Source organism: Microscilla marina ATCC 23134, from assembly GCF_000169175.1.
Classification (GTDB): Bacteria; Bacteroidota; Bacteroidia; order Cytophagales; family Microscillaceae; genus Microscilla; species Microscilla marina.
On record NZ_AAWS01000008.1, the window covers coordinates 211,203 to 233,041 of the forward strand.

The window sequence follows — 21,839 nt, forward strand, 5'->3', positions numbered from 1 at the left end:
GATTTTAGTCACTACTTTTGTGAGCAAGTATTTATTTAAACAACCAAAATATTAGACCAATGCAACAACAAAAATGGGATGAAAGATACCAGGCACGCGCTTTTGCTTATGGCAAAGCCCCCAATGTTTTTTTTGAAGAATGGTTGCCAAAGTTTACCCCCGGAAAGCTGCTAATGCCTGCTGATGGGGAAGGACGCAACGGGGTCTTTGCAGCAACCCTTGGCTGGCAGGTTACCTCGGTTGACCTAAGCACAGCAGGACAAACCAAAGCATTGCAACTGGCGGGCGAGCAAGGGGTGGCGCTTGATTATAAGGTGGGCGACTTGGGCGAATTTAATTTCGCAAAGAAAACTTTTGACGCCATTGGGTTGGTGTATGCTCACTTCGATGCCGACAAAAAAGCAGTTTATCACCAACAATTGGCAGACTATCTAAAACCGGGTGGTGTGATTCTATTAGAGGCATTTAGCAAATCTCATCTGCACTTTAGTGCCCTTGATCCTAAGGTGGGCGGCCCCAAAAGTAAGGCAATGTTGTATTCGACCGACGAGATCACTGCTGATTTTCAAGGGTACGAAATGCTTAAATTAGCCGAGGAAGAAATAGCACTTAACGAAGGGCTATATCATATTGGCAAAGGCTCAGTAGTACGGTTTGTAGGGCGAAAACCTTTCAAAGATGTATAAATTGCGCCTGAGGACAAACAAGTAGCAACTCAAGTTACGCAGTTTTCTGAAGGTCATATGTTTCTATTGTTGAATGGCCATATTGTTGCGCAATGCGTAGCCCAACAATATAGCCATATAACCATCTAAATAAGTAGGTCTGTGTAACTTCAGGTAGTAAGTAAGGTGATTGTTTATGTCGAATATTCATGAAGCAGTGCGCTCTTATTACCATTATTTTTATAGATTTGTGTGAAGTTTTTAACCCGTACATTTTTATTTAGTATAACAAAATACAATTTATGTCATTACTAGTTGTTGGTTCGGTGGCGCTTGACACCATCGAAACCCCATTTGGAATTTCAGAAAGAACCATTGGTGGTTCTGGAACTTATATTTCTTTGTCATCGTCTTATTTTGCCTCTCATTCAAAACAAGTAAATGTGGTAGCCGTGATTGGAAACGATTTTCCAGAAAAAGGCATGACTACTTTTAAAGAACATGGGGTAAACACTGACGGTATTCAGGTAAAAGAAAACGAAAAGTCGTTTTTTTGGCATGGCAAATACCATCATGACATGAACAGCCGCGATACTTTAGTAACTGAGCTAAATGTATTGGGTGACTTTGATCCTGTGATACCAGAAAGCTATCAAGACTGTGAGTACTTAATGCTGGGTAACCTTGCTCCTAAAGTACAACAAAACGTAATTGAACGTTTGAAAAAACGTCCTAAGCTAATTGTAATGGATACAATGAACTTTTGGATGGAGCCTGCTTTTATCGATGATTTGAAGCATACCATGACTATGGTAGATGTGCTATCAATCAACGACGAAGAGGCACGTCAACTGTCTGGTGAATATTCTTTGGTAAAAGCCGCCAGAAAGATCATGACCATGGGGCCTAAGTACTTGATTATTAAAAAAGGAGAGCATGGAGCTTTATTGTTCCACGAAAAAAACATTTTCTTTACTCCTGCCCTTCCTTTAGAGGAAGTATTTGACCCAACTGGAGCAGGCGATACATTCGCGGGTGGTTTTATTGGCTACCTGGCAGATACTGACGATGTGTCTTTCGACAATATGAAACGTGCCATTGTGTATGGGTCAGCGATGGCGTCTTTCTGCGTGGGCAAATTTGGTACTGATGGTTTGATTGACCTGCCTTCTGATGCTTTGACTGAACGAGTAAGAGAATTTGTTGACTTGGTTCAATTTGAAATAGCCATGGTCTAAATACCGCCATTTTATTGTATATCCCCTTCGAGATTAGGTACTCAAAGAAAGGTGCTTTTTTCGAAGGGGATATTTATGTTCAATCATATACCTTTACCTGACAGTGATTAAACAAGCTTTGTGTTTTTCTTACCTTAGAGAAGGGCATTGGATTCCCTTTTATATCACTTCCAGGCGCTCCAGTTTTTCAATACATCGGATATCGCCACTAGTTGATAGTTGTTTATTCCTGAAAAAACGGTTACATAAAAAATCCCTGCCCTGAAGGAGGTTTTCTTCATGACAGGGGTATATCTATAAGCCTACAGGCACGTTAGTCTTTCGTTTTAGCGGGTTTTTCGGCCGCTTTATCAGTAGTGCTGCCAGGTCCTTCGTTGGTAACTGCCTTAAAAGTAGACTTCTTTTTGATATTGTCCAGCCATACAAATTTTTCGGGAGTAAGTTCTACAATGTCACGTTCTACATCTTGCATTACCCGGTGCTCGGTAGAGGTAAGGTGCACTGCTTTGCCCTCTTTTACCAATCTCCAGCGACCTGCTTCTATTTTTTTATCCGAGTGAAAATATTCTTCAAAAGTCCCATCCTTTTTAAATATCAGGTAGTCGTTGGCTTTTTCCACATTTTCTATCGAACCGTCTTTGTGTTCAAAAGAGATCTCTTTCCATTTACGCACCAGATTTTCGCTTATTTCGGGATATTTTTTCAGGGTATTCTCTTCAAAATCCTTCTTTGCCTTTTCTTCTGCGCTCGGCTCGTTTGTTTGTGTAGTGCTGGCAGTATCGGTTTTGGTAGTACTGCTATCTTCTCCGGTACTGTTTTCCTTAGAACCGCCGCCACCACATGCCGCCAAAAAAAGCAGCATTGACATCGCGTATAAGGTGTTTTTGAGGTTCGTTTTATTTAAGTATCTCATCATTGATTGTTTAAAAAGTTGGGTGGATCTAACAACTGTGCCAAAAATAGAAAAAGCAATGGATTTTAAAAATGAAATCAGGGACTACTTTGCAAGAAAGCCCCCGGTTGTAGACTTTTTGTAGTACATCAGACAAGCCAGGTGATGCAACTGCCTATATCGAGTAGGACTACTTTCTTTGGTTGTTTGATAAAAAAAAACCAACTTTCGGAATTAACTCAAGGTAAGTCTACCTCAACGATTGTATACTTCAATTACTATTATTATAATGAAAAAAAACTACTCCCAGTTGATGCAATCTTTCATTGCATTGCTTTTTATATCACTCACTGGTGCTTATGCCCAGCAAAGTACCATTCAAGGCACAGTTTCTGACAAGTTTGAGCCCTTGATAGGCGCCACTGTAGTGGTAAACGGCACCACTAATGGTACTACTTGCGACATCAACGGTAAATACACATTGGCAGTAAAGCCTGGCACTTATAAGCTCACCGCCAGTTTTGTAGGCACCCAATCGCAAACCAAAGAAGTAACGGTAGCTGCCGGACAAACTGCTACCCTGGATTTTACATTAGCACCTTCTTTGTCGATGAACGAAATTGTAGTGGTAGGCTCCCGTGCTGAACCACGTACTTTGATGGAAACTGCGGTGCCTGTAGACATCATTTCCAGCAAAGAGATCAGCAACTCATCGCAGGAAAATGTCGGGCAAATTTTGCAATACCTAGCGCCTTCGTTCAACTCATCACAACAAACTATTTCCGACGGTACCGACCACATCGACCCTGCCTCGTTGCGTGGTTTGGGGCCAGACCAGGTACTGGTATTGGTGAATGGTAAGCGTCGTCATACCAGCGCCTTGCTCAATGTAAATGGTACGGTGGGCAAAGGAACCGTAGGAACCGACCTCAACGCCATTCCTGCGGCGGCAATTGAGCGTATAGAAGTATTGAGAGATGGTGCCGCTGCCCAATACGGTTCCGATGCCATAGCCGGAGTCATCAATATTGTGCTCAAGAAACAAGTAGGCGTAGCCCAGATTAACTCGCAACTTGGCGTAACCTCTGAGGGCGATGGAGCGATGGGCAGGCTTGGGGTAAACTATGGATTTAGGGTAGGCAAAAAAGGTTTTGTAAACGTAACCGGAGAGTTTGTAGACCGGGAAGCAACCAACCGTTCTGGCGATTACACGGGTACAGTGTATGGCGACGCCCGCGACAATGACTTGACTGATTTTTTTGCCCAAACGGGTTTAGGTGGCAAGCGTGTAATGGCTATAGGAAACTCTGCCGGACGCAACGGGCAGGTATTTTTCAATGCCGAAGTGCCTATAGTGGGGGGAGGCGAACTGTATGCCAACGGTGGCTTTAGCTTCCGTAAAGGGCGTGCCAACGGGTTTTATCGTTTTCCAAAAGACCAAAACCGGGTAGTGCTTTCTATTTATCCCAATGGGTTTTCACCCGAAATACATACCGACATTGTCGACCGATCGTTGACGATGGGTTTGCGCGGCGAAAAAAACGGGTGGAACCTCGATTTTAGCAATACACGAGGAGCTAATGGTTTTGACTTCAACGTAGAAAACTCTAACAATGCTTCTCTGGGGGCAGCCTCTCCCCTTTCGGCGTATGCCGGAGGCTTTCGCTATGGGCAAAACACCACCAATCTTGACATTTCGCGCAAGCTAGACATAGGTTTTGACCTCAATGTGGCTTTTGGGGCAGAGTTTCGTTTGGAGCGTTATGAGATTGTTTCGGGCGAAGAAGCTTCTTACATCAACGGGGGGCAAGAGTCACAGCCAGGGGTGCCAGGAAGCGCAGGCATTCAGGTTTTCCCGGGGTTTCAACCACAAAACGAGCTTAACCAAACCCGTACCAACACCGCTGGTTATATAGACCTGGAAGCCGATATTACTGAAGCTTTGTTGGTGGGGGTAGCCGGGCGGTTTGAGTCTTACAGCGATTTTGGCGATAATTTTAGCTGGAAAACAGTGGCTCGTTACAAAATCAATCAGACACTGTCCTTACGGGCAGCTTTTAGTACAGGCTTTCGTGCTCCGTCGCTACACCAATACTATTTTAGCAACCTAAGTACGCAGTTCATCACCATTGGGGCCAACCAAGTGCCTGTACAAGTAGGTACTTTTAACAATGAAAGCAACGTGGCACGTGCCTTTGGTATAGACCGCCTTAAGCCCGAAGTATCACAAAATTTTAGTGTTGGTTTTACCACCCAACCAGTTGCTGGTTTGTCGCTGACTGTAGATGCCTACAATATCGACATCAAAGACCGCATTGTTCTGTCTGGTCGTTTCGATGCGGCCGACTATCCTTTCCTTACTACCCTGGGCGCAGGTGCAGCCCAGTTTTTTACCAATGCTGTAGATACCCGCACCCAAGGGCTCGACGTAGTGGCAAACTACCGCAATGACCTGGGCAAGGGGGCCATTACCCTCACTGCTGCGCTCAATCTCAACCAAACCGAGGTGCAAGGACAGGTAAAAACACCTCCTTTGTTGGCAGGCAGAGAAGAACAATTGTTTAACCGCGAAGAAATTTCTCGTTTGGAGGTAGTGCAGCCCCGTAGTAAGTTGATTTTGTCGGCTTTGTATGAGCTTGGCAAGTTTGCTTTTACTTTACGTTCTACTCGTTTTGGTGAAGTACAGTTTCTGCACCCCAACGACGGCAACCCTGCCAATTGGGTAGTCAACGAATTTACCGGAGAAGTAGAAACCAGAGACCAAAGTTTCTCGGCAAAGTTTGTGACCGATCTGGACATTGCCTTTAAGCCTACTACCTCCCTGCAACTGGCAATAGGCGCCAACAACTTGCTGAATGTATACCCCGATAAGCTTACCCATTCGGCCAACACCAGCCTGGGGCGTTTTGTCTACAGCCGCACTGCTGCCAACTTTGGGGTAAGGGGGATGTTTTTGTATGGCAGAGTCAGTCTAAAGTTTTAGATATAAAGTTTCTTTCGCCTCGGTTTGTGTCTCCACAACCGATTTCAAGGTTTCGATCAGCTCGTGTCTCCATGAGCTGAGGCAATGACAGTACTCACCACAAAAAAACCAATTCGCTTCCAGAACGAATTGGTTTTTTTTGTGGTACTCATTGGGTACTTGTCTTCAATGGCTTATTTCTTGGCCACTTTTACCCTTATTCCTTCCGAGTGGCTGGCAAACTCAGGCGCATACATACACTGAATGCTTGTAATGCCATTAGAGAAATTGCCTGCGTGGGTTACCCTTAACGGGTACTCAAACACATAAGTACCTTTGGGCAAAGCCCCAAAAAAGAAGTGCGTAGCTGCATCGCGGGTACTTTCATAATAACCCAAGCCATCTTGCCATTTATAACGCGAAATGGTGTTGAGCGGCTCCAGTCCCGACGCCCGCATATCTTTCATGTGTACATATTCCATCAAACGATCTACCTTTAGCTCAATGCGCACCTTGATCAAGTCGCCCACCTGCAGTTTGGTACGTTTGCTTATAGGCGTAATGACAGGACCAGCGTCAGAATTTTTCTGCAAAAACAATTGCTTCTTTAACTGCAAAGGAGTTTTGGCTGGGGTAATTTTGTCTAACTGCTCAAAATACTGCCAGTATACCGACCCCCATGCCACCATTGGGTTAGGGTTTTTCACGGTTACCTCAGCCATTGCCGGGGTTACTTTTTCGGCGTTCCAACTCATTTTGAAATACCCTGTACCTGCTTCTACCTTGCTCAGACTGCTTTCACTCAAGGGGTCAATTTTTTGCCCGCCCATGGTAATCTCAGCCATTTTGGTTTCGGCAAGCCATTTGGTACCTTTCAACAATAAGGCATAGCAAGCTTCAGCGGTTGCCTTGGTAGTTTTCCAGTCTTGAGTCTGCTTAGACTTCAACAAAAAGGTGCGTAAATCATCTACTGCCTTTTGATCTTTAGCCACCTCATCAAACACCTCTATCATCAAGGCTTGCTTTTCTATAGGTGCCTGGTACCAGTAATAGCCCCCTGTTTCGCGCCAGTACATCCCCATCTCGTCCGATTTGATGGCGTATTGTCGCAACGACTTCACTATGTTTTGCGGAGTGGTTTTGTCATCGTAGCGGTGTAGCCCCAAAGCAAGCATTCCCCACATATATTTATTTTTATTAGTCCAGTATTTCTTGGCTTGCCCCTGATAATAAGCAAACGCCTCTTTGGTACGTGCCGGAATGGGCAAGTCTTTGAAATAACTGCGGGCATACAAGTATTGAATTTGCAGGTACCCCAAGTGATCATCGCTCATTTTTAACTTGCCCCGCTTGGCAAGTCGCAACAACTCCCGATAATCTTCATTGATCTTTCTATCAAGGTACCCCACTGCTTTGCGGGTCATGTTCCAGGCACGTTTGTCTTTGCGCACATTCTTTACTCCCAGATGATCCAGGTGCCCCATGCCAGTTACCACGTGTTGGGTAATATAACGGTCTTCCGGCCCACCGTCAAACCAAGGCCAGGCACCATTGCTTACCTGTTTTTTTACCAGTTTGTTCAAGGCACGCTGTAGCTCATTGCTCATTCGGTTGAGGTCAAACAACACCCCTACTCTACGCTTACGCTCGCTTTCGCTCTTGGAGTTGAGCACCCAGGGAGTTTCGTGCAATACCAACGACTTAAGCTCTTGGTTTTTCTCCAGGTTGCTTAACAAGGCATCGGGGGTGATGTTTTTCCAGCTATCAAACACCTTCTTAATGTTGGGGCTTGAGTTGGCAATGTGCGAAGCAATGCTATTGGCATAAAAACGACTAAAAGTTTGCTCGGCACACTCATAAGGAAACTCCATCAGGTAAGGCAACGACTGGATAGCATACCAGGCAGGGTTAGAGGTAAACTCCAGGGTAACTTTATGATGGCGCAACGTTTTAGAACCAGCACTTGCCTTGAGTTTGGCAAAGGTGAAAGTTTTGGTTTGCCCACTTCGCACGGGTAATGGCATTGTTTCGGTCACCAACATACGGTTACTCAATACAGGCAGGGTCATTTCTTCACCATCGGCAAATTTGCCCGACTTTGCCACTACCCTATAAGTAATCGCCTGGGTACCTTCCGGAATTTTGATGTTCCAGCTCAGCGCAGTACTGCGCCCCTTGGCAAGTTTAAAAGATTGTTGCGCCTTGGTGTTGCCCATTTTGGCATCTATAGGTTGGTTGGTAATGGCATCAAACAAAAACAATTGGGCGCTGCCCTGCATTGCCTTGTCGGTAATATTGGTCACTTTGCTGCTAAACGTCATTTGGTCGTTTTCACGAAAAAAACGAGGTGCATTGGGTACCACCATCAACTCCTTTTGGGTCACCAACGTATTGCTAATCATCCCATACTTTAGGTCTTGGGTGTGGGCAAATCCCAGCATTTTCCATTTAGTGAGGGCTTCGGGTATGGTAAACTTAATGATGACTTCACCCTTTTCGTTGGTTCTCAGCTGAGGATAAAAGAAAGCCGTTTCGTTGAAATTGGTACGGGCTTTTACTGCTCCTAAATTCTCCTTTTTAGCTGGTTTGCCTTCCTTTTGTTGGAGTTGTTGTTGCCTGGTCGAAGCCACTTTTCCCGCAAGCTTGTCGCTTTTTTTGCGTTTGCGTCTGCCGTTTTTGTTTTTAGCATCCGACGATTTACGAGCAACCTCCTTCAACGACAGGTCTTTTTCGCTTTCGTCGTCAGCATACAGATACCCTCCCGGCCTACGCCCAAAGTAACGGTAGTAATAAGAGCTGAACGAAAACCCAAACCAGTTAAACCTATCATACGATTTGTATACTGACTGGGCGGCAGGATTCCAGCCACTACTATAGTTAGTAAACCGAGTTGTATTGAACACATTGCTGCTGTTCCAGCGCAACGTAGCGTAATAGTTACGATAAATACCAAAGTCAAACGAGTTAGACCTGAACACATCCAGCGAGGCATCATATAAGGTAGCGACCATTTCGGCAGCTACTTTGTCTCCTTTTTTGCCTTTAATCTTGAGCCTCCACTCTTCTTTTTGTCCGGGGTTCAGCTTGTTCCTAAAAGTTTCAAAACTAATGTCCAGGGCTTTGTTGGTGCGGGGCACATATACCAGCTGCGAACGGTTGTACAGACGATTGTTATATACAAAAACAAAGTTGAAAGCCAGGTTGCCCCGGTAAGCTTCTACAATGGGGATCTCAAGCATTCGCTGGCGTTTTTTCAGCGTCACCCATTCCTTTTTTATAATTTTACCCTGGTGCTCTATTTCATACAGTATTTGAGCTTTGGGCAAAGCAGTACCCACCAAAAACTGCGCGGTTTCGCCTGGTTCTGCTGTTCCCTTGAGGGTAGTCAGGTAACTAATGGCATTGGTGGCTAAGGACTTGCTTTTGGGGTCAAACACCTCAAAGTATTTCACCGATTTCACCTCTTTCCCAAACTTGTCTTTTGCCTTGATCTCTAGCATATAATACCCCGGCTTCCAGCTTTTGATATTGGCTATAGCCAACGCCTTGGTTTTTTTGGTGTCAAACCCGGCATTATACACCTCGTTTTGTTTTTTCCAGCGATAGCGGTTATTTTCATCTTTGTACAAATCCTCAGGAAACATCTTTTGCCACTCGGCTATAGAGTACAAATACTTATCAGGTTGACCCCAGCGTCGTTTTCGATAGGTTTTGTCTGGGGTTTGCAATCGATGAATCACAATATTGCCTTTGGCTGGCTCAAAAGTACCGCTCAGGTTACTACTCTTGATGCTCCATTCGTTTTTACCCGTTTTATTCACCTTTGACGGTACGTTTACGGTAAGCTCAAGCGCCCGGTAACCCACCCCTATCGATAAGTTACCGCTACGGGTTTCACCGTTCAGGTCGGTTACATCGGCATATACAGTATAAGTAAATATAGGGTCAGATTGGGGGCTTACGCTTAGGTCAGGTATGGCCTTAAACTTTACCTCAAACTCGCCGTTTTCGTCAGTTTTTGCCACGCCATTGCCAATCTCCATTTGGGGCGACGATGGATAATACCCATACCAATAGTAAAACCAATAAGGAAAACGAGCTTTGCGTACCACCCGGTATTTCACCTTGGCTCCGTCTATATTGGCCCCCGAATAAGCCTTGGCTTTGGCTTTGGCCACAATGGTTTCGTTGAGCTTAAAGCTTCCCTTTACTGGGGTAAATTTTACCTCAAACTTGGGACGCTTATAATCTTCTACCGAAAAATACACTGAGTTTTGGTAAAACCTGCCCAAACTACTGGCAATGCGCATTTGCCCATTGAGCCCGGTATTGGGCGCCATAAAACTGCCGCTAAACGTACCATACTCGTTGGTAGTTACATTTAGAGTCGCTACTTTCTGGCGGTTTACATCATATAGCGTCACTGAGCTTGCCTGTTTGGTGAGCAACTTGTGCGACTCGCCATCAGTATTGAGCACTACCCCTTTGAAATAAATCGTTTGCCCAGGGCGGTAAATTTTGCGGTCTAAATAGAAAAACACTCTGGTGCGGGTACGGGGCTTTCGGGCAATAGTACGATACAAGTTGCCATACCTGCTAGAGTAGGTTTTGGGCGATAAGGTGTAAATTTTGTCGGTACCTTGATTAAATTCTACGTAAAAATTGCGTTGGTTGCGTTTACTTGCTTTATAAGGCACCTTAATGTACCCTTCTTTGTTGCTCATATACACCCCACCGTTTGTCTTTGTATAGCGGCTTTTTTGGTAGTTGTAATAAGTGAGCCATACCTGCGCTTTTACTCCTGCCAGTGGTTCGCCTGTTTTGCGGTGCAACATATAAAACTCTGTGGCACCTTCCTGGCGTACATTGCGGTGTACCCAGGCAATGTCCGATACAGTAAAATAGGCATAAGCAAGTCCGTTGCCTCCTATGCTAAAGTCGGGCTTGGCGCTGGCTATAGCTACATAAGTACCATGGGGCAAACCATTGAGTTTTTCTTCGGCATAGTGGGTTTGGTAGTCTTTGTCATTGGGCAAGCTGGTTTCTGAAGTTTTCTGGGGGCTTTTGGCAATGTAATGCTTCAGTATGTCTTCGTTGTAGTTTCGTTTACGCTTTACCTTGACTATTTCTTTCATACTGGTTTTTACAAATCGCCAGTACACCTTGTCTACATTCCGAAAAGAGACCAACGCCCTAAAGGGAGCTTTGCTCAGGTTGGCTTCTTCTATGGTAATGCCAATGCTTTTGCCCTTGATGGTTTTTTGCAGGTTTTGGCACAGCACTGCGCCATCTGACTTCGGAAAACGATCGATGCCCGTTTGGGCTATCTTAAGTGCTTCTTTCATCTTCCACTTGTTTTTGCCCGAACGACGCGGGTTGTATTGCTTGCCTTGGGTGTATGCCAATTGTGCTATAGTGTGGGTTACCTCCGACGAAATGGGGTATTTCAGGCTTTTTTGTTCCAACTGGCGCAAAGCCTGCTTATACAGTTCGTCTTTGTTGCTGGTGGTCAGGTGCTGGTACACAAAAGACAATCGCTTGAGGTCTACATCTACCAGCGCCGGATAGTTTTTGTCTTTGAGGTGAAACCTGATCAAATCCTGCAAAATAGTAACCATATAATACTTATAAGACATGGTGTCTTTGCTGGCAATGTTGAGTTGGGCAAACTGGTCTACCTCTTGCAAATAGGCGGCTTTGTTAATGGTAAACTGGTAGGCGGGGCGGGTAATGTTGGGTTCGCTGCTCTGAAAAAAATTGATGGCACGATGAGCAAGAAAATCATACAAAGTAGGGCGGTGTTGGCGTTGTTTTTTACGCCCCTTGTTGAGCACGTCATCATAAATATCAATCTTGGTTTGCTGCAGTTTTTGTGGGTTTGCCAACGAGCGCTTGTACTGGCGTATGATTTCGTGCACCACTTTATGCAAGTCCCAGGTGCTAATGTCGTCTTGTTTGACATTGACAGTGGTAGAGCGGTTCAAAAACCGATATCGGTTTACCTGATAAAACTGCCAGTAGATTTGTGCCAACATAGAATGCAACAAAGGCTTGACGGGGTGTTGGGCACTGGCGGCCTCCAGGCGCAAAGCTTCCAGGCTTTTTATCAGCGAATTCTCTTTGACTGCCCCTATGTAGCGCAGTTTATACACAGTGGCCTTTACCAACTGTGAGGCATTGTTGGTTTTTTTGGCTTGAGCATAGATGTCATTCACTACCTTGTAAGCGTCTTTGGGCAAACGTTTACTATCCAGCGAATCCACTTTTTTCCACAAACCATCGTAGGTTGCTTTCTTTTGCGAAAAACCACGAATCGTTACCAGGCAGGCTAACACCAGGGTGAGCCATAAGCCTTTGGTCTGCAAGGTTTTTATCTTCATAATGTATATTTATTGAATTTATAGGGTTGTTGTCTACTAAAAGTATAGTTGGTATAATTAACTGGAAGACAACTAAAATTAGGAAAAGGAGTAGTAAAATGCAGGTTTATAGGGAGTTTTCTTTTGAACGAGTGCGTTTGGGCAATGGGGAATAAAAATATTTCTATGAAGGTTACCAAATCTAAAAAAAGATGTGCAACTTGTGCCTGTGAGCGTATCTTGCGTAGCAAAAAAACGCTTGCCGGAGGGTAATTTATTTGGAGCTGTCCCAAATACGCCTTTAACAAGCTGATTATAAGTAGGTTGCCTATTCGGAAAACCTGCCAAAATAAGGCTTACAAAGCACTTTGACGTATTGATTTGTTGATTTTAACCTATAGTGATTTCACTATAACGTGTTGTAAATCAGTCAGCAACAACAAAAGACGACTTTAAGCGCTACATCCATTAAAACAAGGATTGAAACCAAACACTCGCACAAAACACCTGGGAGCGAGCTAAGCACCTTTAAGCGCTACATCCATTAAAACAAGGATTGAAACGTGAAGACGTGGTACTGTTTGTAAGTGGCATGGTTGCTTTAAGCGCTACATCCATTAAAACAAGGATTGAAACTACTTTGCTCTTCGTCTCTGTCTTTTGTCAGGAATCTTTAAGCGCTACATCCATTAAAACAAGGATTGAAACTTGTTAATCAAATAATTCTCAAAATCGTGGAATCGTCCAACTTTAAGCGCTACATCCATTAAAACAAGGATTGAAACGTATTGGGCAATGGCTGCTCTTGGGGTGGTTGAACCTTTAAGCGCTACATCCATTAAAACAAGGATTGAAACATGTCAAAACTGCACACACGAGTAACAACCAAGATCGCTTTAAGCGCTACATCCATTAAAACAAGGATTGAAACACACTTTCGCAGGGTGGTGCAGCCTTAGCGACCAATCTTTAAGCGCTACATCCATTAAAACAAGGATTGAAACTCTATTGTTCCCATTCTGCAAGAAACCACCGCTATCACTTTAAGCGCTACATCCATTAAAACAAGGATTGAAACGTGCTCATAGCCTACTTGTTTACTCTATATTCCTCTCTTTAAGCGCTACATCCATTAAAACAAGGATTGAAACATAAGCTGGCTCTAGATGGTATCGCAGGAGGTCTTTTCTTTAAGCGCTACATCCATTAAAACAAGGATTGAAACCCCAATTTTAACGGTAAGTAGAACGACCTATATTGCTTTAAGCGCTACATCCATTAAAACAAGGATTGAAACCCGACCAGGACGGGCAGGTGCAAAAAAAAACCACCTTCTTTAAGCGCTACATCCATTAAAACAAGGATTGAAACTTAGAAGTTGAAAATTGGAACGAAAAAGAGCCAATAATCTTTAAGCGCTACATCCATTAAAACAAGGATTGAAACATTTGCTTATACTATCAGGAAGGGTAGTTAGTTGACTTTAAGCGCTACATCCATTAAAACAAGGATTGAAACTTTGCCCAATCCGCTTGCTGGATTGGATCATAAATTCTTTAAGCGCTACTTCCATTAAAACAAGGATTGAAACAAGCTCTACTTTTTTCTACTCTGTCATTTGCATATTCTTTAAGCGCTACATCCATTAGGCTTGACGCCAGCATTATCTTTAAGCACTACATCCACTTAAAAATACTGTCACCGCCTCAGCGAGTGTCCTCACGCGCTGATCGAATCACCAAAATTTGGGCACTGAAATATATTAAAAATAGTATCCTGACGGCTATTAAAGGCACGTAACCTCCAAATCAAGCTCGGGGCAAGCGTAACGAAGGCGGTAATAAAACAAGGATTGAAAATTTGTGTATGAGCCCAAAAAACAACTTACTTTAGGGTTTCGATCAGTTGGTGAAGACACGCAACCGAGGCGAGGGCGGTATTATTTTTAGGGTGAAAGTTTGATTACCAGTCTTTAAGCGCTACATCCATTAAAACAAGGGTTGAACCCTCAACTCCCCCTCAACGCAAATTTAAAAGGCTCTTATAAAGAATTGGGCTGAAGGGTTATTGTATGCCCATTTTTGCTCTTCACTAGGGCAAACATTCCGATAAATCGCGAACTTCCATTGCATTACAGCAAGGGATTGCCCCTACATTTATCACTTTAAACTATACGTAAACACCTGTATATCAGAAATTTTAAAAACTTCGTACACGCTTAAAATGTATCCGCAGGATGCTTAATAAGAGCCATTTAAAAAACACTTGCTTTAAGCGCAGTTTGCTCTAATACCAAGCCCCAACACACCCCACAAGAGAAAACATTTCGGATAATTTTGCCTCTCCCCTTTTTTTATTTAGTATTGTATCCGTGATTTTATCCGAAACAAACCTTTACTATGGCGTGCATTCCCCAATATAAAATTCTGCATATATACCAACTTCTTCGTTGGCTCCTGAGCAAACCCTAACACACCCAGGCACAACTCGCCTTCACTCATCAAGATATAATTGGTTTTAAGGATTTTTTATGTAAATCATATTGCTTTAATTTGTAATCAAAAAATTTACACAACCAACCCAATAATATATGACTTCTCAAGAAACCAATCTTAAAACTTTTCGCCTCATTAGGCTTTTGAGTAGTAAACCTTATCGCACTTACGAAGAACTAGCCAACGAATTAGGCGCTACTACTCGAACCATTAGGCGGTATTTTGAAACCCTCATTAGCTATGGCTACATCATCGAAAAAGACTATCACCAACGCCATCATATTAGCAATACGGTGTACCCTGCCCAAAAGGGAGTGAGTTTTACCCAAGAAGAAACCGAGTTACTTTGGTATTTGCTAAAAGCCAATGCTGACCAACACACCTTGCAAGGCGACATACTCAAAAAACTATTTATTCCAGTGGAGTTTCACCCCATAGCAGATCAAGACCTTAAGACAAACAACGCCCGCAATGTAGAGCAACTGGCTAAAGCTATTAGGGATAAAAAACGTGCGTTAGTAGGTGCCTATTACTCAGCACACTCTGACACTACCACCGACCGACTAGTGGAGCCTTTGGGTTTCTCTGAAAACTACCAAGCAGTCAGTGCATACGAGTTGAAATCTGACCAAATAAAAAACTTCAAAGTTGACAGAATCAAAGGTGAGGTACAAGTACTTAATGTTGCTCAAACCAACCAAGAACCTCGTCAAGCCAGCGATTGGTTTGGTTTTATAGGAGACCAACCTATCAAGGTACACTTGAAACTCTCTAAATATGCGGCTACCCTTTTGGCTGAAGATTTTCCCAGAACCAAGCCCTACATTACTACTGATACTCCCGAAAGTAAAAGGCATGACGCTCGTTATCCACTAGACTTTCAGGCAGAGGTTAGGAACTTGGCGGGCTTTGGCAGGTTTGTACTGGGCATTCCTGGTGAAACCAAGGTCATTTCGCCCATTTCTTTTAAAGATTACCTCAACGATCGGATAAAAAAAGTGAAATTTTAAATGGTTGACGCTATTTGTCAAAACCAGAATTTATGTTTGTAGCAACAACACAAAATCGTCAGTTCTAAGGATAAATTATTGGTTTTTAGGGCGTTGTTTTGTGTCCTGAACAACCCAACAACATATAATAGTCATTATACTTTAGCTGTTTTTTAAAAATACCACATAAACCTATGCAAGACCGGGCAATTATAGAAATAGGCAGGCTTGAGCTGGCCGCCATGCAAAAAGCCAACAAAGCACCGTATCAGTTTTTTGTGCAAAACATGTTTCCCAAAAAAGCCGACTACCACATGGCGCTCATGGTGTTTGAACTCCACTCGGTGGCTCCACCGGGCTTCAGGTGCACTTTCAAAGCAACCGACCTTACTAAAGTAAGTGAAAAAAACTTTGAAAAATTTGCTTACCGCAAAGGCTCAGCCCGTGGAGGCGACATTACTTTTACTACCAAGTTTGGCGACCTCGACAAAAAATTTAAGACCCTTGTCAACAACCAGTTCAAGGCCTTGATGGCGCGCTTGTCTGCCTCGCCTCATATACAAGAGTTTCAGGTGTTTAGTGCCGTACATCGTTTTTTGCTCAAAGAAGAAAATGCCGATCAGGTAAAAGCTGAGTTGACCAGGTTATACGAAGACCTGGGCAAAAAAGAGCAACAAGCCACGGGGCTAAGCATGGTGCTGGAAATTGACGGCAAAAAACACTACTTGAGCGACTTTAAAGCTATTCAGGAGGTGTTGTATGAAAACGGCACCCAGGAAAAATCAAAAAAATACGATGTAACCTCCGAAGGTACTCAAGAGCTGTGCGCGGGGTGTTTGCAGCCCAAGCCAGTAGTACACGGTTTTGGCTCGCCTTATAAATATGCTACTGTAGACAAACCCGGGATGGTGAGTGGTTTTTTTAAACAAAAAAACAATTGGAAAAACTACCCGATATGTACCGACTGTAGCCTGGTGTTTGAGTTGGGGCGCAACTACATAGCCCAACACCTGAGCAAGAGTTTTTATGGCAAGTTTTACTATGTCATTCCTAAGATCATATTGCAAAAAGACCGCTCGCAGTTGCCACGGATTATAGAAAAACTTGAAGGTTTGTATGGCGACTTGATGAAGCAAGGCAGGCAACACGAAAAGCGGGAGGATAAAATATGGGAGATGGTAGCCCAACACGACGATTACTTTAACCTAAACCTGTTGTTTTACGAAGAAAACAGCACCACCAAGGCCATCAAGATAAAACTGCTGCTGGAAGAGATCGTTCCCTCGCAATTTAGAAAGTTGTTTGTAGATACACCCAAGCAAATCAATGGCCATGTGTTGTACAAAAAAGCGCACACCTCTACCGACAAAAAGACCAAACAAAAAACAAAGCAAGACCTTAAGTTTTCATTTGGCTTGCTCAAAACATTTTTCGAACACGATTTTTACCGCCTGATGCAGCAGGTGTTCGAGCAACAACCTATGGCCGAAGAAAGCCTGTATGCCAGCTTTATGCGGGTGATCAGGGCAAACTATAACAAAATGAAAACCTCGGATGGCTACGCAGAAAATACCCGTCTGACGGTGCTTAAGGCACACCTTGCCTTGAGGTATTTGGCCGCTATTGAAGTCATTGAATTACCCAATAAACCTATACAGAAAGCGATGGAACATACGACGCCTTCGGAAGATGTGCAAACCGCTACATCGGCCGATCAACAAAAGACGGGATTTGATCCCCAACGCATTGAACAATTTATGCAAGACAATCCCCTGTTTTTGAGCAGTGACGCCAAGCGTGGGGTATTTTTGCTGGGGGTACTGGTCAAGCATGTGCTCGATGTACAATACAACCAGCTCAACGGCAACACCCCGTTTGAAAACAAGCTCAAGGGCTATCAACTAAGCCCGGTGCATTTGCAAAACCTGTATACCGAGGCCATTGGCAAACTGAGACAGTACAAGGCTACTCCGTCTACCCTGCTCCAAGCGCTCAATCAGTATTTTTTGCTCCACATCGACCAAATTCTCAAGATGTCGAACAACGAAGCCTCATTTTATTTTGTGGCAGGCATGCAAATGATCCGCGAGTTGAAATATGTAAACACTGAGTCGAAAAAATAACCTTTTAAAATTTTATCCTTATGTCAGAAGTGATACAAAACAGAAGCGAAATACTGTTTTTATACGAAATAGAAAACGCCAATCCTAATGGCAACCCGCTAGACGAAAACCGCCCCCGGTTCGACAGTGAAGACAGCACCATCATAGTGTCTGACGTGCGCCTCAAGCGTACCGTACGCGACTATTGGTACGAGTACGAAGGCTTTAATGGCGAAGGTGGCAAAGATATTTTTGTGCGTGAAACTCAATATCAAGAGGGGGACAAAAGCTATGTATCGGATGGAAAGCGCCGCGCCAAAGCTTTTGGCGAAAGCAAAGAAAAGGTGTTGGAGGCATGCATAGACGTACGTACTTTTGGTGGAGTTATTCCACTTACCAAAGCTTCTATCACCCTTACCGGACCTACTCAGTTTCAGATGGGGCGCTCGTTGCACAAAGTAGAAATTGCCACCGAACAAGGTACGGGAGCTTTTGCTTCGGGCGATAAAAAATCGCAGGCGACCTTCCGTACCGAATACAAGGTGCCTTATGCCCTGATTGGGTTCAATGGCATTATTAACGAGAAAGCCGCCAAATATTCGCAGATGACAGAAGCCGACCGTGCTTTGTTGTTAGACGGGCTCTGGGAGGGCACCAAAAACCTGATTTCACGCTCTAAGTTTGGGCAAACTCCCGTGCTTATGTTGGTGGTCAATTATAAAGATGCCTCGCACCTGGGCAACCTGCGCCAGCGTGTGGCGTTGCAAACTGAAAAAAACGAGCTTGCCTTGCGTAGTCTCAACGATTTTGAACTGGACTTGAGCCAGTTGTGGGCATCACTGAAAGGCTATAGTGACAAAGTGGACTCAATAGACCTCCGCCTGGACGATCGGCTACGGTTGACCCAAAATGTAAAAATTGAGAACGGAAAACTTGATTTAAATGCCCTCTAAAACGATTCTTATTTTTGACATAGAAAGTGAGTATGGGCATTTCAGAAAGTTTAACACTACTACTTCGCCCCTTACTTACCCCATACCCCCACGCCCGGCTTTGGTTGGGTTGCTGGGGGCTATTGTGGGCATCGAACGCGAGGCGTCAGCGGGCAAGTTCAACGAGGGAGTCACTCCGGTAGCAGAATTGTTTGCCAAACCTGATACCGAACTGGCAGTGCAGCTGATCAACCCGGTAAAGAAAGTACCAATGGCTTTTAACTTGTTGGACACCGAAAAAAGTGGGGCAAGTTTTTTCAACATCAAGCAACGCACCCAAATAGAGTTTGAGTTGTTGAAACACCCTTGTTTTAGGGTGTTTGTGGCTTGCGCCAACGATGCCCTGATGCAGCCATTGGTAGACAACATACAACACAACCAGGCACATTTTACTCCTTACCTGGGCTTGAGCCAGTTTACGGCAACTTTTAATTTTGTGGCGGTAACCAAAGCACATTTGCTGGCAAGCAACGAGGCTCAAGAGGTGGCAACGGCAATCAACATATCAGTACACCCCGATATAGAGTTTGAATACAGCCGGCAAATGAAGTATACTTCAGACACGCTCCCGCTGGAACTCAACGCCCAAAGGGTGGTACAAAGCTACGCCGAAGTGTTGGTAGAGGCAAATGGCAAGCCTGTAAAGGTGAACTCTGAGCATATTTATACCACTGAAAAATATGGAAACCTCTTATTCTTATAAATTAAAATCGCACCCTAACAAGTTGTTGATTGATCACCTAAAGGAGGTGACCAATTATGCGGTATATTTGTTGGAACGGCACCAACTGTTTGCCCAACGCCCCGAATGGCGCACCATTATAAAAAACCTGGTGCGCCTGATGGGCAACTACCACGACATTACCAAGGCAATTGAGTATTTCCAACATTATTGCTGTCGCCCGATCACGAGGTAACAGGTCCTAAAAGTCACGCCTTGCTTTCGGCATTATTTACCCGACAAGTGGCCCGCGAGTACCTTGCTACTACCAATCTGGGCAAGTTTGAGCAAGAGCTATTGGCTAACTATACTTTTACGGTGGTAAAAAGACACCACGGCAAGCTGCTCGATTTTGAAGATGAACTTTATGCTTTGGGCAACCAAGAAGAAAAACGAGCCGAACTAGCCCAACAAATAGAAGTGTTTGCCGAGGAAGAAACGGAAGAAATTATCCGGTCTTTTGCTCAAACCCTGGGGCTGAGTTACTGCCTCGAAGATTTTAAGGAATATATCCGCAGTGAGCAATATACAGACGAACTGGAAGACTTTTACGAAGACGAGTTTGGCACCAGGTATGGCACTTGGCAGCAATTGCCCGATGAGGTGCGGATGGATTATTTTTTTGTGCACCAGTTTATGTTTGGCAGTTTGTTGCTTGCCGACAAAACCGAGGTGATTTTAGACGAAGAGCGCCACAAGCAACGCCCGAACCTGGGCAATGATTTGGTGGAAACCTTCAGAAAAAAGAAAGGGTTTGACCAACCTGTCAGCCGCATTAACCAGCTCAAAAACCAAGCGTATACCCAGGCTTTAGAGGGCTTGCGCCAACGGTTTTCTCCCGACCAACACATTTATTCTATTACCCTGCCTACGGGTTTGGGCAAAACCATTACTTCGTTTGCGGTGGCGCTTGAGATCAAGCAAATGCTGGGGCAACAACATCGCCTGGTAGTAACCATTCCTTTTACGTCTATTATTGACCAAAACTTTGAAGTATACCGCGATATTCTCAATAATGAGAGTTCGCGGGTGTTGCTCAAGCACCACCATTTGGCAGAGCCCGCATACAAAGAGATTGAGGACGACGAAAGTTACCGCCCACTAGATGTAAACAAGAGTCAGTTTTTGATAGAAACCTGGCAGTCGGAGGTAGTAGTAACTACTTTTGTGCAGTTGCTCAACTCCATTTACTCCAACCACAAGGCATTGGTAATGAAGCTGCCCAACCTTGCCAATGCCATTATTATTTTAGACGAAATTCAAACCATCCCCTATGCCTATTGGCAATTAATTAACCGTAGTTTTAAGGCAATCGGGCGTTTGTTTAATTGTTATTTTGTGCTCATGTCGGCAACCCAACCGTTGATTTTTGCGCCCGAAGAAGAAATCATAGAATTGGTGCCTGACTATGCCCAATACTTCAGGCATTTTAACCGTACCCGCCTGATCAACCGTTGCCAAATGCCCGTGTCGATGGATGACTTTGGGCAAACCGTTGCCCAATACCTGCAAACCCATCCCAAACGCGATGTGTTGGTAATTTTGAACACCAAGAAACTAAGTAAACAATGCTTTGAACAATTGCGGCAGCTAGCCAACGAAGCAAATGATGACCTGTACTATTTGTCTACCCTGATTACTCCTTACGAGCGCAAGCAAATTATCCGAAAAATAAAAACTCCTGCCCACAAACGCAAGGTGGTCGTGTCTACCCAATTGATAGAGGCTGGAGTAGACATTTCGGTAGACACGGTATTTAGGGCATTGGCGCCGCTCGATGCTATTATACAAGCAGCAGGACGCGCCAACCGCTACAACGAAAAAACTATCCAGGGAGAGGTCTATTTGTATGAGATAGAAGAAATGAGGCAGGCAACTAGCCTTATTTATGGGCAAGAATTGCTGCAGAAAACCCGCAATGTATTGCGCAATATCCAACAAATAGAAGAATGTCATTACTTGAGCCTGATTGAAGCTTATTTTGTGGAGGTGCGTACCCAGTCGGAAGTGATCGAGCAGCCTTACCTGGAGGCCATCCACATGCTTCAGTTTGAACAAGTGGGAGCATTTTCGCTGATAGAAGAACGAGAAGGTGCTTCGGTGTTTGTAATGATCAATGATGAGGCTCAAGAGGCTTGGGCAAAGTATGCGGAGATTTATAATGACGATTCGCTGAAAAAGTATGAGCAAAAACGGGCTTTCGCCCAGATAAAAACGGTGTTTTATGACTATGTAATCAACATTCACCCCCAACACGCTCCCGAAGACATAGACAAAGCCTTGCACTTTTATGTGGTTGACCCTGCGACTCATTCGGAGTACTACACCTATAAACCCAGGCAGCAAGCCCAAAACACGGGCTATCAGATAATAGATGCTTCGGCCAAAAAAACGACTAATCCATCGCTTACCCAAAACTACTAA

The 21,839-nt window shown here is 44.2% G+C and carries 11 protein-coding genes and 1 CRISPR repeat array; of the genes, 9 read left to right on the plus strand and 2 right to left on the minus strand.

Translation table 11 applies throughout. The features are described 5' to 3' along the window. Nucleotides 1–59: 59 nt before the first annotated feature. Nucleotides 60–686, plus strand: a complete 627-nt coding sequence (locus M23134_RS09245; protein ID WP_002695749.1) for a class I SAM-dependent methyltransferase — start codon at nt 60–62, stop codon at nt 684–686. A gap of 281 nt (nt 687–967) precedes the next feature. After that, nucleotides 968–1,903, plus strand: a complete 936-nt coding sequence (locus tag M23134_RS09250) for a PfkB family carbohydrate kinase (protein ID WP_002695750.1) — start codon at nt 968–970, stop codon at nt 1,901–1,903. Nucleotides 1,904–2,216: 313 nt separating this feature from the next. Here M23134_RS09250 and M23134_RS09255 read toward each other — a convergent pair whose 3' ends face one another. Then, entirely contained in the window at nt 2,217–2,819 is a 603-nt protein-coding gene (locus M23134_RS09255; RefSeq protein WP_157558405.1) for a hypothetical protein, read from the minus strand. A 265-nt stretch (nt 2,820–3,084) separates the two neighbouring features. Between M23134_RS09255 and M23134_RS09260 the strand changes: the two genes are divergently transcribed. Next, nucleotides 3,085–5,778, plus strand: coding sequence for a TonB-dependent receptor (locus tag M23134_RS09260; RefSeq protein WP_002695753.1), 2,694 nt, complete (start codon nt 3,085–3,087; stop codon nt 5,776–5,778). 173 nt (nt 5,779–5,951) lie between these two features. Here the strand turns inward: M23134_RS09260 and M23134_RS09265 are convergent, their stop codons facing one another. Next, entirely contained in the window at nt 5,952–12,137 is a 6,186-nt protein-coding gene (locus M23134_RS09265; RefSeq protein ID WP_002695754.1) for an alpha-2-macroglobulin family protein, read from the minus strand. Between the two features lie 429 nt (nt 12,138–12,566). Then, a CRISPR array of direct repeats spans nt 12,567–13,707; the repeat unit is 37 nt; unit sequence CTTTAAGCGCTACATCCATTAAAACAAGGATTGAAAC. Between the two features lie 999 nt (nt 13,708–14,706). Between M23134_RS09265 and M23134_RS09275 the strand changes: the two genes are divergently transcribed. The 6 genes from M23134_RS09275 (at nt 14,707) to cas3 (ending at nt 21,839) form a co-directional block, all read left to right on the plus strand. Next, nucleotides 14,707–15,621, plus strand: coding sequence for a helix-turn-helix transcriptional regulator (locus tag M23134_RS09275; protein ID WP_002695757.1), 915 nt, complete (start codon nt 14,707–14,709; stop codon nt 15,619–15,621). A gap of 173 nt (nt 15,622–15,794) precedes the next feature. Continuing rightward, on the plus strand, nt 15,795–17,723 hold the full coding sequence (locus tag M23134_RS09280; RefSeq protein WP_002695758.1) for a TIGR02556 family CRISPR-associated protein: 1,929 nt from the start codon (nt 15,795–15,797) through the stop codon (nt 17,721–17,723). A gap of 20 nt (nt 17,724–17,743) precedes the next feature. After that, a complete protein-coding gene (cas7b, locus tag M23134_RS09285; protein ID WP_002695759.1) occupies nt 17,744–18,655 on the plus strand; it encodes a type I-B CRISPR-associated protein Cas7/Csh2 in 912 nt (303 codons plus the stop codon). Beyond that, entirely contained in the window at nt 18,645–19,397 is a 753-nt protein-coding gene (gene cas5b / locus M23134_RS09290) for a type I-B CRISPR-associated protein Cas5b (protein WP_002695760.1), read from the plus strand. The genes cas7b and cas5b overlap by 11 nt, the downstream gene beginning before the upstream one ends. Continuing rightward, complete coding sequence (locus M23134_RS09295; RefSeq protein ID WP_002695762.1) at nt 19,375–19,611, plus strand: HD domain-containing protein; 237 nt, start codon at nt 19,375–19,377, stop codon at nt 19,609–19,611. Before cas5b ends, M23134_RS09295 begins: the two co-directional genes overlap by 23 nt. Continuing rightward, entirely contained in the window at nt 19,587–21,839 is a 2,253-nt protein-coding gene (gene cas3, locus M23134_RS09300) for a CRISPR-associated helicase Cas3' (RefSeq protein ID WP_045113271.1), read from the plus strand. The genes M23134_RS09295 and cas3 overlap by 25 nt, the downstream gene beginning before the upstream one ends.